The organism is Sphingobium sp. (assembly GCF_003248505.1).
Classification (GTDB): Bacteria; Pseudomonadota; Alphaproteobacteria; order Sphingomonadales; family Sphingomonadaceae; genus Sphingobium.
Window position 1 is genome coordinate 1 of sequence record NZ_QFOA01000016.1, and the last position, 12,361, is coordinate 12,361.

The 12,361-nt window shown below is 65.9% G+C and carries 13 protein-coding genes and 1 pseudogene; 11 read left to right on the plus strand and 3 right to left on the minus strand.

The annotated features are described in order from the left end of the window. Window positions 1-114 precede the first annotated feature (114 nt). The 4 genes from DI606_RS08075 to DI606_RS08090 are packed head-to-tail and all read left to right on the plus strand — an operon-like array spanning window position 115 to window position 2,153. Window positions 115-765 carry an SCO family protein gene (locus DI606_RS08075; RefSeq protein ID WP_293981370.1) on the plus strand — a complete coding sequence of 217 codons (651 nt, stop codon included), beginning with the start codon at window positions 115-117 and terminating at the stop codon, window positions 763-765. Next, on the plus strand, window positions 753-1,190 hold the full coding sequence (locus DI606_RS08080; protein WP_293981373.1) for a YcgN family cysteine cluster protein: 438 nt from the start codon (window positions 753-755) through the stop codon (window positions 1,188-1,190). Before DI606_RS08075 ends, DI606_RS08080 begins: the two co-directional genes overlap by 13 nt. Next, window positions 1,171-1,887: a M48 family metallopeptidase gene (locus tag DI606_RS08085; RefSeq protein WP_293981376.1), complete on the plus strand. Its 717-nt coding sequence runs from the start codon at window positions 1,171-1,173 to the stop codon at window positions 1,885-1,887. The genes DI606_RS08080 and DI606_RS08085 overlap by 20 nt, the downstream gene beginning before the upstream one ends. Before the next feature lie 5 nt (window positions 1,888-1,892). Beyond that, window positions 1,893-2,153 carry a hypothetical protein gene (locus DI606_RS08090; RefSeq protein WP_293981378.1) on the plus strand — a complete coding sequence of 87 codons (261 nt, stop codon included), beginning with the start codon at window positions 1,893-1,895 and terminating at the stop codon, window positions 2,151-2,153. Window positions 2,154-2,168: 15 nt separating this feature from the next. Here the strand turns inward: DI606_RS08090 and DI606_RS08095 are convergent, their stop codons facing one another. Continuing rightward, window positions 2,169-2,990 (minus strand): rhodanese-related sulfurtransferase, encoded by an 822-nt coding sequence (locus tag DI606_RS08095; protein WP_293981380.1) that lies wholly within the window; start codon window positions 2,988-2,990, stop codon window positions 2,169-2,171. Window positions 2,991-3,054: 64 nt separating this feature from the next. Between DI606_RS08095 and pdeM the strand changes: the two genes are divergently transcribed. Both pdeM and DI606_RS08105 read left to right on the plus strand, forming a co-directional pair. Beyond that, window positions 3,055-3,714 carry a ligase-associated DNA damage response endonuclease PdeM gene (gene pdeM / locus DI606_RS08100; protein WP_293981383.1) on the plus strand — a complete coding sequence of 220 codons (660 nt, stop codon included), beginning with the start codon at window positions 3,055-3,057 and terminating at the stop codon, window positions 3,712-3,714. Window positions 3,715-3,902: 188 nt separating this feature from the next. After that, window positions 3,903-6,722 (plus strand): TonB-dependent receptor, encoded by a 2,820-nt coding sequence (locus DI606_RS08105; RefSeq protein WP_293981385.1) that lies wholly within the window; start codon window positions 3,903-3,905, stop codon window positions 6,720-6,722. Here the strand turns inward: DI606_RS08105 and DI606_RS08110 are convergent. Continuing rightward, complete coding sequence (locus DI606_RS08110) at window positions 6,700-7,434, minus strand: YggS family pyridoxal phosphate-dependent enzyme (protein ID WP_293981387.1); 735 nt, start codon at window positions 7,432-7,434, stop codon at window positions 6,700-6,702. The genes DI606_RS08105 and DI606_RS08110 overlap by 23 nt on opposite strands. A gap of 23 nt (window positions 7,435-7,457) precedes the next feature. Between DI606_RS08110 and DI606_RS08115 the strand changes: the two are divergent. Next, window positions 7,458-8,000, plus strand: a pseudogene (locus DI606_RS08115) (thiamine phosphate synthase); the annotation flags it as partial. A gap of 2 nt (window positions 8,001-8,002) precedes the next feature. Here DI606_RS08115 and DI606_RS08120 read toward each other — a convergent pair. After that, window positions 8,003-8,677 carry an HAD family phosphatase gene (locus DI606_RS08120; protein WP_293981500.1) on the minus strand — a complete coding sequence of 225 codons (675 nt, stop codon included), beginning with the start codon at window positions 8,675-8,677 and terminating at the stop codon, window positions 8,003-8,005. A 101-nt stretch (window positions 8,678-8,778) separates the two neighbouring features. Between DI606_RS08120 and DI606_RS08125 the strand changes: the two genes are divergently transcribed. Genes DI606_RS08125 through DI606_RS08140 form a run of 4 tightly spaced genes read left to right on the plus strand, consistent with a single transcriptional unit; the run spans window position 8,779 to window position 12,355 of the window. Beyond that, on the plus strand, window positions 8,779-9,888 hold the full coding sequence (locus DI606_RS08125; RefSeq protein ID WP_293981390.1) for an MlaE family lipid ABC transporter permease subunit: 1,110 nt from the start codon (window positions 8,779-8,781) through the stop codon (window positions 9,886-9,888). Beyond that, a complete protein-coding gene (locus tag DI606_RS08130) occupies window positions 9,888-10,760 on the plus strand; it encodes an ABC transporter ATP-binding protein (RefSeq protein WP_293981393.1) in 873 nt (290 codons plus the stop codon). Before DI606_RS08125 ends, DI606_RS08130 begins: the two co-directional genes overlap by 1 nt. Window positions 10,761-10,763: 3 nt before the next feature. Beyond that, entirely contained in the window at window positions 10,764-11,726 is a 963-nt protein-coding gene (locus tag DI606_RS08135) for an MlaD family protein (RefSeq protein ID WP_293981396.1), read from the plus strand. Window positions 11,727-11,752: 26 nt separating this feature from the next. Then, entirely contained in the window at window positions 11,753-12,355 is a 603-nt protein-coding gene (locus tag DI606_RS08140; RefSeq protein ID WP_293981399.1) for an ABC-type transport auxiliary lipoprotein family protein, read from the plus strand. Window positions 12,356-12,361 lie beyond the last annotated feature (6 nt).

Genomic DNA, 12,361 nt, shown 5'->3' on the forward strand with positions numbered 1-12,361 from the left:
GCCTGCGCCGGGGCGGGCGCCATCAGCGCCAGAGCGATCGACCCCAGGAAAGCGGAAAGGATACGGTTCTTCATGATGCGCCCCGTTGGATTGCAAATGCCCATCTAGCAGGGCATGGCTGGCCTTGCCATGAACAAACATATCGCCGCAGCTCTGCTGTCCGCCCTCGCCCTGCTCGCCGCCTGCAATATGGGCGCGGGGGGGCATGCTTCCGGCGACAGCGCAGTCGGGGAACTGGCCGGAGCGAAGATCGGCGCGCCCTTCACCCTCACCAACCAGGACGGCAAGCCGACCCGCTGGGACGATTTCAAGGGCCAGTGGCGCATCGTCTATTTCGGTTATACCTATTGCCCCGATATCTGCCCGGTCGACCTGCAACGGATCATGCAGGGCTTCGCGCGGTTCGAGAAGGAAAAGCCCAAGCTCGCCGCCAAAGTGCAGCCGATGCTGATCAGCGTCGATCCCCAGCGCGACACGCCCGCCGTGCTCAAGACCTATGTCGCCGCCTTCCACCCCCGCCTCATCGGGCTCACCGGCACGAAGGACGAGATCGCGAAGGTAGCAAAGGATTTCGTCGTCATCTATTCGCCCGAGCAACAGAAAGGCGCGAGCGAATATCTGGTGAGTCACAGCCGGACGCCCTATCTTTTCGATCCCGATGGCAAGCCGGTCGCTCTTGTGCCCGTGGACGATCCGGCGACGGCGGACGTGGACGAAGGCGCGCCGGACAAGGTGCAGGCATTTCTGGACAAATGGATCAAGTGACCGCCTTCTGGGAAAAACCGTTGGACCAGCTCGACCGCGGGGAATGGGAAGCGCTGTGCGACGGATGCGGCAAATGCTGCCTGCACAAGGCCGAGGATGAGGATACGGGCCGCATCTATCCCACCAACGTCGCCTGCCGGCTGCTCGACCGCCAGAGCGGGCAGTGCTGCAACTACAAGGACCGGCGCAAGTTCGTGCCCGATTGCGTCCGGCTGACCCCGGCGAAGGTGCGGCAGATCGGCTGGCTGCCCCGGACCTGCGCCTATCGGCTGCGCGGCGAGGGATTGCCTCTGCCGCAATGGCATTATCTTGTCTGCGGAGATCGGGAGGCTGTGCATCGTGCGGGCGAATCGGTGCGCGGCTGGACGGTGGCGGAGGCCGATGCGGGCGACTGGGAGAATCATCTTGTCGACCGCGAGCTTTGAGAGCGCGGCGAGCATCCTGATCGACGGCGTGGCGATGCCGGTGCGTGTGCGGCGATCGGCGCGCGCACGCTTCTATCGGCTGACGATCGACAGTGCGCGCGGCGAGTTGCGGCTGTCCCTGCCGACGCGGGCGAACCTTCAAAAGGCGCTGGGCTGGGCGCAGGACCATGAAGGATGGGTCCGCGCGCAAATGGCGCGGCAGCCGGTCGCGACCCGGCTGGTGGACGGCGCGACCTTTCCGCTGGAGGGTCGGGAGGTGAGGATATGCTGGGCGGAGGGCGCGACGCGCACGATCCGGCTGGAGGGCGACCGGCTGACGCTCGGCGGGGCGGCGGAGTCCGTGGGGACGCGGGTCATGCGCTGGCTGCGCACGCGGGCAAAGCAGGTTCTGGACAGCGAAACCCGGGCGATGGCGCGGGACAACGGCCTGATCGTCGCGTCGGTGGGGGTGGGCGATCCGCGCAGCCGCTGGGGCAGTTGCACTGCGACAGGGGCGATCCGCTACAGCTGGCGGCTGATCCTCGCCCCGCCGGAGGTCCGCCGCGCGACCGTGGCGCATGAACTCGCGCATCTGCTCCATATGGACCACAGCCCCGCCTTTCATGCTGCCCATGCGCGCATCCTGGGTCACGACCCCCGCCCCGCCCGCGCCTGGCTGCGCGCGCACGGCGGGGGGCTTCATCGCTACAGCGAGTGAGACAGGTGGCGCGCCGCAAACGCTTCCTCACCGCGACCATGCCCGATGGCTATGTGAAGCGGATCGGCCCGACCGCCGATCCGCTGACGCATTATTGGCGCATCGTCGCCGTGCTGGAGAATGGAAAGACCGAAGTCTTCTGGGGCCACACGCGGTCGCTGGCGGAGGCGAAACGGTTGCAGGGCCCCGCTGCGCAAGGCGCGCGGATGCGCGGCTGGACCAGCTATGCGTTCGAGATCGCCGAGCTGGTCGAAAGCGACGCCTAAGCCTGCCCGTACCTTTCAGGAGCGGTGCGGCCAGGCGCCGTCACCGGGGCAGTCATGCGCCGCGTCGCGCGGGTGCGGCAGGCCGCATGCCTTGCAGGTGACATGATCGCCCGGCACCAGCCCATGGCCCACGCTCACCCGTTCGTCGAAGACATAGCATTGGCCCTGCCATCGGCTGTCGCTTGGCGGCATTTCCTCCAGATAGCGCAGGATGCCGCCGTTCAGGTGATAGACCTCGTCGAATCCGCGCGCCTTCACCAGCGCAGTGGATTTTTCGCAGCGTATGCCGCCGGTACAAAACATCGCGATCCTGGGATTGCGCCCCTGCGCGCGCAAGTCCCGGGCGAAAGCGTCGAACCATGCGGGAAAGTCGCGGAACGACCGTGTGGCAGGGTCGATGGCGTTTTCGAACGTACCGCAGGCGACTTCATAGGCGTTGCGGGTATCGATGACGACGGTATCCGGATCGGCGATCAGGGCGTTCCAGTCCACCGGGTCGAGATGGATGCCCGCATGCCGTGCCGGATCGAGATCGCCCGCGCCCAGCGTTACGATTTCCGCCTTCACCTTCACCTTCATGCGGGCGAAGGGGGCTTCGTCGCTGTGGCTGTATTTGACGTCGAGATCGGCGCATCCGGGCAGCGCTTTGATATAAGCGACCAGTCTGCCGATCGCATCCGCATCGCCAGCCACGGTGCCGTTGATCCCCTCCCCCGCGACGATCAGCGTGCCGCAGGTGCCGAGCGCCGCCGTTGTCGCGCGCAGGTCGGCGGCGATTGCGTGCGGATCGGCGAAGCGGGCGAAGCGATAGAGGGCGGCGATGGTAAAAGCGGGCATGGCCGCCCTATAGGCCGAGCCGCGCCCTCTTGAAAGGCACGGCGGACAGGCCCATAGGCAGGGGATGGTTCCCCTTTCGTTCGCTGGCCGGGATTTTCTGGCGCTGCCAGAAGCGGCGCTCTACTGGCCCGCCGAACAGGCGCTGCTGGTCGCCGATCTCCATTTCGAGAAGGCGAGCTGGTTCGCGCGCTTCGGGCAATTCCTGCCGCCCCATGACAGCGCGGCGACGCTCGACCTTATCGAAACGCTGGTGGCGCGCACGGGTGCGCGGCAGGTCTGGTCGCTGGGCGACAGCTTTCACGATGCCGAAGGCGCGGCGCGGCTCGACACGCGCTCGCGCGATCGGCTGGCGGCGCTCACGGCGCGATGCGAATGGGTTTGGATCACCGGCAATCACGACGCGGGCGTGGCGGCGATGCCCGGCGGGCGGCGCGTGGTCGAAGCGGAGGTGGCGGGCATCCGCCTGCGCCATCAGGCCGATCCGGCCGACCCGATGCCGGAGATTTCAGGCCATTTCCATCCCAAGCTGCGCCTGTCGCTGCGCGGGCGGCATGTGTCGCGACGCTGCTTCGTGGGATCGGCGACGAAGCTGATCCTGCCTGCCCTCGGGGCGCTCACCGGGGGGCTGGATGCGGGCCATGGCGAGATTCGGCGAGCCGTAGGGCCGGGTGCGGCTGCGTTGGTGCCGGTCGCCGACCGCCTGCTGCGCTTTCCGTTGGCGTAAACTTCCCCTACGGAAATCTTGCATCCATTTGTTGCAATCTAGCAACATATGTTTGCTATAGTTTTCCGCAACAGCGTAAAAGCCGCGGAAATGCGTGGCTCTTGCGTTCTGTCCTCTGTGTCAGCATAATCACCCCTTATCCCCGACCCGACACAAAGTCGTGCGGGGCAGGAGAGGATGGAAAGAGCATGACCGACAAGAGTCTCTGGCTGACGACCGTAGCGGCGATGGCGCTGGGCGTGGGCGCTCCGGCCTTCGCGCAGGACGATGCCGCCGCGCAGGCGACCGACGACAGCGGCGATGCGCAGATCATCGTCACCGCCACCCGCCGCGCCAGCCCGCTGTCCGACGTGCCCATCGCGGTATCGGCCGTGTCCGCGCAGGCGATGCAGAATAGCGGCGCGAGCGATATCCGCACCCTGAACCAGCTCGCCCCCTCGCTGCTGGTATCCTCCACCGGATCGGAAGCCAATGCGTCGGCCCGTATCCGCGGCATCGGCACGGTGGGCGACAACCCGGGCCTCGAAAGCTCGGTCGCTGTGTTCATCGACGGCGTCTACCGCTCGCGCACGGGCGCCGGGCTGAACGAGCTGGGCGAGATCGAGCGCGTCGAGGTGCTGCGCGGGCCGCAGGGCACGCTGTTTGGCCGCAACGCGTCGGCGGGCCTCATCAACATCGTCAGCAAGGCGCCGGAAAAGACATTCGCCGCGCGCGGCGAGGTCACCTACGGCAATTATGATTACTGGCGCCTCGCAGGCCGTGTGACCGGGCCGATCAGCGACAGCATCGCGCTGGCGCTCGACGGCGTGTGGAGCAAGCGCGACGGCTTCTACAAGCTGGTCGACAATGCCGGGAACAAGGTTGGCGACACCAATGACCGCGACCGTTATTTCCTGCGCGGACAGGCACTGATCGAACCGAACGATGCGTTGTCGATCCGACTGATCGGCGATTATACCAACCGCGACGAAAGCTGCTGCGGCGCGGCCTATGTCGAAACGCGCGAACGGCGACCGGCGGGCGGCAACGCCTACAGCACCGCGCCGTTCAATCGCATCGCCGCGATCCTCGCCGGGCAGGGCGGGATATTTCCCGCCGACCCCTACGACCGTGAGCTTTCGATCACGCCGGGGCGCGACTATGTCAGCAAGCTCAAGGACTGGGGCGTATCGGGCGAGGTCAATTACGATTTCGGCAATGCCAAGCTGACCAGCATCACCGCCTATCGCGACTATCGGTCGCGCGATTATGGCGACTATGACTATAACCGCGCCGACCTGCTCTATCGCGATCCCAACACCCAAAGGCAGTTCAAGACCTTCACGCAGGAGCTGCGCCTGCAGGGCAGCGCGTTCGGCGAGGTGCTCGACTGGCTGGTGGGCGGTTATTATGCCGATGAAAAGCTGACGCTTCAGGATAATATCCGGTTCGGGGCCGACTATGGCCGCTTCGCCGCCTGCCGCCTGATGGCGGGCGCAGCCGTCAACAGCAACTTCACCGCGCAGCAACTCGCCGCCTGCGGGAGCGGTGCGGCGACGCAGGCGCTCATCACCGGAACGCAGGCGCAGCTCAATGCCGGACTCGCGCCCGCGATCCGCTCCGGCCTGATCGCGCAGGGCATCCCCGCAGCGCAGGCGACCGCTATCGCGAACGGCCAGGCCGCGGCAATTTCCGGCGGTCTCGGCAACGGGCTGCGCGCGCTGGCGGCGATCCCGTCGGGGACGGGCGATACCGGTTCTCTTTATTACCAGCGCAGCAAGAACTGGGCGCTGTTCACGCACAATATCGTTCATATCACCAGGCGGCTCGATCTGACGCTGGGCCTGCGCTACACGCATGAGAGCAAGCGTTTCTCCGCCGATCTCAACAACAACAATGCGACCTGCGCGGCGCTTCAGCCCGCGCTCGCGCCGATCGCCACCAATGCGGCGCTGGGCAGCGCGGCGGCGCTTGCCGGGGGCATCCTGACATTGGGGTGCCTTGGCAACGCATCGACCAGCCTCAATGCGCTGGACCTCAACGACCGCATCAGCGATGGCCAGTTCAGCGGCACGGCGGTCCTGTCGTGGAAGCCCATCGACGATCTGCTGCTCTACGGCAGCTATTCGAAGGGCTACAAGGCGGGCGGCTACAATCTCGACCGATTCCAGCTGGGATCGACCGGTCTCAACGCAGTACCCGCCGTCTTTGCGCCGCGCACCAATGCGGATGCAGCCAGTCTGCGCTTCGCCCCGGAAAAGGTCGACGCCTTCGAAGTCGGCCTCAAATACGCGCAGCCCAAATGGAGCGTCAACGTCGCGGCGTTCCGGCAGGAGTTCAAGAATTTCCAGCTGAACACCTTCAACGGCACGAGCTTCGTCGTGCAGAGCATCAACGGGTGCGACAGCGCGCTCTCAGCCACGCGGACCTGCTCCAGGGACGATGTTGCGCCCGGCCTCATCAGCCAGGGCGTCGAGTTGGAACTGACCGCCAGCCCCGCGCGCCATGTTCGCCTGTCGGGCGGCATGACCTATGCCCGTGCCAAGTTCGCCAACCGGCTGGTCGGCAGCAGCGACGGTGGCGTGCCGCTCGACCCGGCGCTGTTCCTGCTGCCCGGCTCGATCAACTCCAACGCGCCGCAGGTGGTGACGACGGCGAGTGCATCCTGGACGCCTGAAATCGGGTCGAGCGGCCTGTCGGCGCTGTTCTACGTCGATGGACGCCTGACCAGCGATTTCAACACCGGGTCCGACCTGTTCCCGGAAAAGCGGCAGGACGGTTTTGCGGTGGTGAACGCGCGCGTGGGCATTCGCGGGCCTAACCAGCGCTGGGCTGTCGAATTCTGGGGTCAGAACGTCTTCAACGAAAAATACAGCCAGGTGGCGTTCTCCAGCCCGCTTCAGTCGAGCAGCCCGGCGACGTCGACCACCGGCCAGTTCGCCCTGGGCGCGCCGATGGCGAACCAGCTGATTTCTTCCTACCTCGCCGAACCGCGCACCTACGGCATCACCGTGCGAGGGAGTTTCTGATCATCCCCCGCCCGCTTCCCGGCACCGGGCGCGCGGGCGGGGGGCGGTCGCCGAACAGGGCGCTGCCGGCACGAATGTCGGTCGCACCCAGCATGATCGCGGTTTCATAGTCCGACGACATGCCCATCGACAGGCGCGGGAGGCCTTCTTCCCGCGCCATTTTGGCAAGCAGCGCAAAAAAGGGTGCGGGCTCCACATCGGCGGGCGGCACACACATGAGGCCGAGCAGCGGAATGTCTGCCGCGCGCGCCGCTGCGATGAGGGCGGGCGTCTGCGCGATCGGACACCCGCCCTTCTGCTCTTCCGCGCCGATATTGACCTGGATGAAGCAGGGCACGCGCCGATCCGCCTTGTCCATCGCGCGGGCGAGCGCGGAGAGAAGCGAGGGACGGTCGAGGCTGTGGATCGCATCGAACAATGCGACGGCGTCGGCAGCTTTGTTCGATTGCAGCTGCCCGACGAGGTGCAGTTCGATATCGGCATGATCCTCGCGCAAGGCGGGCCATTTGTCCTGCGCCTCCTGCACGCGGTTTTCGCCGAAGACGCGCTGTCCCGCTTCGATCAGCGGGCGGATGGCGGGGGCGGCGTGCGTCTTGGACACAGCGATCAGGCGGATATCCCCGCCCCGCCGATCCGTCAGGCGGGCGGCGCGATCCACGCCCTCGTGCACGGCGGCAAGGCGGTCGGCGGCTTGATGGGTGTCGGTCGTCATGCGCGCTGCTATAGGCGAGGGCCATGGACGCCCGCCACCGCAAAAATCCGCCTCTCCTCTGGTTGATGACCGACGAGCGGGTCGACATGGCGACGCTGATCGCGGCGGCACGGCGATTGCCCAAGGGGGCGGCGGGCATCGTCTTTCGCCACTACCGCACCCCGCCGCCCGAGCGGCGCGCGCTGTTCGCGAAGTTGCGCCAGATCGCGCGCCGGCGGCGGCTGGTGCTGCTCCTCGCCGGTCCTGCACGGCAGGCGGCGGCGTGGCGTGCAGACGGCGCGCACGGGCACGATCCGCGCCGCGTCAGCCGCCCGCTGCTGCGCAGCCGGCCTGTGCATGACGAGCGGGAAGCGCTGGCCGCGCGGCATGCGGACATCGCTTTCGTGTCGCCGCTGTTCCCCACCCGCTCGCATCCGGGCGGGCGGGCGCTCGGCCCCGTGCGGTTCGCCGCGTTGGCGCGCCGGGTCGAACCGATGGTAGTCGCCCTTGGCGGTGTCGGGCCGCGCCATCGCCATCGGCTGCGCGGGATCGGTGCGGCCGGGTGGGCGGCAATCGACGGGTTGACGCGTCAGGACCAGTCGACGCGGCGCCAACCCCTTGCCGCCGCCAGCCGGGCGAGCGGCTTGTGCGGATTGGCCGCAAACGGCATGTCTGCGAATTCCAGCATCGGCGCGTCCGACACATGATCTGAATAGGCGCGGATATGGGCATGGTCGCGGTCGATCGCCTCGCCCGCCATCCACGCCTTGATCATGCGCAGCTTGCCGGTGTCGTAGCAATTTTCGCCCGCAATCCGCGCACGCACATAGCGCAGGTCCTGGCTCAGATGATCCGTCGCGATCACCGCGTCAAAGCCCAGCCGCCGCGCGATCGGTTCGACATAGAGGCGGTAGGATGCGGTCGCGAGCACCAGCCTGTATCCGTCCGCCCGATCCTGCGCGATCTGTGCCAGCGCGCCTTGCCGCATGTTGGTGTCCATCACCTTGTCGGCATAGCTTTCGACATGGGGCATCAGCTTCGCACGCTCGACGTTGAAGCCGATCATCAGCGCCTGGTTGAGTTCCTTCAGCCGTTGGCGCGTGACGAGTTTCAGCACATAGGCGAGCATCAGCAGGACGACGCCGGGGAACAGCGCCAGCCGCCACGGAGCCATGCGCCGCGCGACGTGGATCAGAAAGCCGGTATAGGTGCCGGTCACCGTTACCGTGCGGTCCATGTCGTAGATCGCCAGTTTATGCGCCATCATGCCGTTTCCGAAACTTTTTCGCTTACCCTTCGTTCTGGCTTGCGGATGGGCCGTTTCGGCTTGCCGTGCAACCGATAATGGACCACTAATCCCACCGCATGAACAAGGCCGCCGAACTTGCCGAAGAAGTGCGCGAAGGCAGCAATGTGCTTCGCCTGTCCGGTTCGCTTGCTATCGCCTGCCTTCACGACCTGCCCGACCGGCTCGACGCCGTAAACGGCCCGGTCGCGGCTATCGACCTGAGCGGCGTCACGCACATGGATACGATCGGTGCGTGGACCGTGCACCGCACGGCGGGCCGCCTGGGTAGCGAGATTACCGGCGCGAACGAGGATACCAAGCGCCTGATCGATGCCGTGGGCGGGCTGGGCGATCCGGTGTCGATCCGCCCCGACCATGTCCCCGCGATCAGCCGCGTCGTCGGCCAGATCGGCGAGGCGGTGATCAATTCTTTCACGACGCTGCTCGGCCTGCTCGGCTTCTTCGGCGGAACGCTGGTCGCATCCTGGAACATTATCCGGCATCCGCGCCGGTTCCGCCTCAACGCGGTGGTCCAGCGGTTCGAGGTCGTGGGCGTATCCGCGCTCGGCATCGTCGGTCTCATGAGTTTTCTGATCGGTATCGTGATCGCGCAGCAGGGATCGGTGCAGCTGCGCCAGTTCGGGATGGAAATGTTGACGATCAACCTCGTCGGCCGCCTGACCTTCCGCGAACTGGGCGTACTGATGACCGCGATCATGGTTGCCGGGCGGTCCGGTTCCGCCTTCGCGGCGCAGCTTGGTACGATGAAGCTGACCGAGGAAGTGGATGCGATGCGGACCATCGGCGTGTCGCCGATGGAGGCGCTGGTTCTGCCTCGGACGCTGGCGGTGGTCGTGATGATGCCGTTGCTGGGCTTCTATGCATCGATCATGGCCGTCATCGGCGGCGGCTTCCTGTGCGCCGTGGCGCTGGAAATCCCGCCCATCACCTTCATTCAGCGGCTTCGCGAAGTCGTGCCGATCACGGACCTCTGGGTCGGCCTTATCAAGGCGCCGGTGTTCGGTATCATCATCGCACTTGCCGGCTGCTTCCAGGGTTTGCAGGTCGAGGGCAATGCCGAGGAAGTGGGCCTGCGCACCACGGCTGCGGTGGTGCAGGCCATCTTCCTCGTCATCGTCATCGATGCTTTCTTCGCGGTGTTCTTCACCTGGGTAGGGTGGGTGTGATGAGCGAAGACGAACAGCGCCGGGTCGAGGAGGAGCGGGTCGAGCACGCCATCGAGGCTGAGCAGATCGCGATCAAGGTGCGCGGTCTGCGCAACAGCTTCGGCGATCAGGCCGTGCACGAGAATCTCGATCTGGACGTGCGCCAGGGAGAGATATTGGGCGTGGTCGGCGGATCGGGTACCGGCAAGTCGGTGCTGATGCGGTCCATCATCGGCCTCCAGACACCCGATGCGGGCGAGATTCACGTCTTCGGCGAATCGATGATCGGCAGGCTCGATGACGAGGCGCTGGCGGTGCGCAAGCGCTGGGGCGTATTGTTTCAGGGCGGTGCGCTCTTTTCGACGCTGACGGTCGCCGAAAATGTCGAGGTGCCGATCCGCGAATATTATCCCAACATCGGGCCGCAGCTGCGCGACGAGATCGCCGCCTACAAGATTCGCATGACCGGCCTTCCCACCGAAGCCGGACCCAAATTTCCTTCCGAATTGTCGGGCGGCATGAAGAAGCGCGCCGGGCTGGCCCGCGCGCTGGCGCTGGACCCCGACCTCCTGTTCCTGGACGAGCCGACGGCGGGTCTCGACCCCATCGGTGCGGCTGCGTTCGACGATCAGACACGCAAGCTGCAACGAACGCTCGGCCTTACCGTTTTCCTCATCACGCATGACCTGGATACGCTGTATTCGATCTGCGACCGGGTGGCGGTGCTGGCGGACAAGAAAGTGATCGCGGTCGGCACGATCGAAGAACTGCTGGCAACGGACCATCCGTGGATCCAGGAATATTTCAACGGCCCGCGCGGTCGGGCCGCGACGGCTGCGGTTGAGCGTCAGAAGAACAGGGCGGCAGACGGTCCGCCGGATGGAAGGCGATAGCATATGGAAACCCGCTCCAACCACGTGCTGGTGGGCACCGTCACGCTGCTGCTGATCGCGGCGATCATGGCTGCTGCCTTCTGGTTTTCGCGCCTTTCGCAGGGGGACAACCAGGAATATGACATCTTCTTCAAGCAATCGGTGAACGGCCTCGCAAAGGGGTCGTCGGTGAACTATTCCGGCGTGCCGTCCGGGCAGGTCGAAAAGATCGAACTGTGGAAACGGGACCCGAGCTTCGTGAAGGTGCGCATTTCCGTGAAGGAAGGCACCCCCGTGCTTCGCGGCACGACTGCGACGATCTCCGGCGTGGGCTTTACCGGCGTCAGCGAAATCGTGCTGGACGGCGCGATCAAGGGCGCACCGCCGATCCTGTGTCCGGTCGACAATGTCCTTTCGGCCTGCCCCGACGGTGTCCCGGTCATCCCGACCAAGCCAGGCGCACTGGGCGAACTGCTCAACAATGCGCCGCAGCTGCTGGAGCGTTTGTCGACGCTGACCGAGCGGTTGACCGAATTGCTCAACGACAAGAACCAGCAATCGATTGCGGGCATCCTCGCCAATGTCGAACGGGTGTCGGGCGCGCTGGCGGATCGCAGCCCTGAAATCGCCTCGACCCTCGCCGAGGCGCGTATCGCGGTGCAGCGTACCGGCATCGCCGTCGAGCAGATCGGCAAACTTGCCGACACTACCAACACGATGCTCAACGAAGAAGGTCGTCCGCTGATGGGCGACCTGCGCAAGAGCGTTCAGGCGGCGACCCGCAGCATCGAAACGCTGGACAAGACCATTGCCGAAGCGCAGCCGGGCGTCCGCAGCTTCAGCAACCAGACCATGCCGGAAGTGAACCAGCTGGTCCGCGACCTGCGCGAAATGTCGCGGTCCTTCCGCGGCATCGCTGAAAAGCTCGACCAGCAGGGTGCTGGTTCGCTGGTCGGATCGCCCAAGCTGCCGGACTACAAGCCATGACGAGAGAGAGGCGGACGATGCTCCCCATGAAACAAGCGAGCGCCTTGGGCGCTCTGGTCGCGGCAACGATGCTGGCGGGATGCGTATCCATCGGCCCGAAGCCGCCGCAGCAGTTGCTGACGCTCGACGCGGCGCGCAAGGTGCCGTCCGGCACGCCGCAGCCGCTGGCCGGCGGCGGCACGCTCTATGTTGCCGATCCGGACGCGCCCCGGGAGCTAGACACCGTGCGGATACCGGTGCAGACCGGGCCAACGTCGGTCGCTTATGTGACCAAGGTGCAGTGGTCGGACACGCCGCGCCACCTGTTCCGCCGCCTTCTCGCCGAAACCATTTCAGCCAGCACCAATCGCGTCGTGCTGGACATCGGGCAATTGTCCGACGACGCCAGCGAACGGCTGACCGGGGAATTGCTTGCCTTTTCCATTGATAAGTCGAGCGGCAGCGCCGTCGTCACCTATGACGCGGCACTGACCGATCATGCAGGCAAGGTGCTGGCGCGGCAGCGTTTTACCGCCAGCGCTCCCGTGGGTGGGAAGATCGACGCGGCGACGGTCGGTGCGCCGCTCAACGCGGCGGCCAACCGCGTCGCTGCCGATGTCGCCGCCTGGGTCGCTGCCGCCCGCAAATGACGCGCT

Excerpts from the sequence above, each read along its gene's own strand:
- DI606_RS08075 (WP_293981370.1), top strand. The coding sequence starts at position 115 with ATGGCTGGCCTTGCCATGAACAAACATATCGCCGCAGCTCTGCTGTCC.
- DI606_RS08080 (WP_293981373.1), top strand. The coding sequence starts at position 753 with ATGGATCAAGTGACCGCCTTCTGGGAAAAACCGTTGGACCAGCTCGAC.
- DI606_RS08095 (WP_293981380.1), bottom strand. The coding sequence starts at position 2,990 with ATGCCCGCTTTTACCATCGCCGCCCTCTATCGCTTCGCCCGCTTCGCC.
- pdeM (WP_293981383.1), top strand. The coding sequence starts at position 3,055 with ATGGTTCCCCTTTCGTTCGCTGGCCGGGATTTTCTGGCGCTGCCAGAA.
- DI606_RS08105 (WP_293981385.1), top strand. The coding sequence starts at position 3,903 with ATGACCGACAAGAGTCTCTGGCTGACGACCGTAGCGGCGATGGCGCTG.
- DI606_RS08110 (WP_293981387.1), bottom strand. The coding sequence starts at position 7,434 with ATGACGACCGACACCCATCAAGCCGCCGACCGCCTTGCCGCCGTGCAC.
- DI606_RS08120 (WP_293981500.1), bottom strand. The coding sequence starts at position 8,677 with ATGGCGCATAAACTGGCGATCTACGACATGGACCGCACGGTAACGGTG.
- DI606_RS08125 (WP_293981390.1), top strand. The coding sequence starts at position 8,779 with ATGAACAAGGCCGCCGAACTTGCCGAAGAAGTGCGCGAAGGCAGCAAT.
- DI606_RS08130 (WP_293981393.1), top strand. The coding sequence starts at position 9,888 with ATGAGCGAAGACGAACAGCGCCGGGTCGAGGAGGAGCGGGTCGAGCAC.
- DI606_RS08135 (WP_293981396.1), top strand. The coding sequence starts at position 10,764 with ATGGAAACCCGCTCCAACCACGTGCTGGTGGGCACCGTCACGCTGCTG.
- DI606_RS08140 (WP_293981399.1), top strand. The coding sequence starts at position 11,753 with ATGAAACAAGCGAGCGCCTTGGGCGCTCTGGTCGCGGCAACGATGCTG.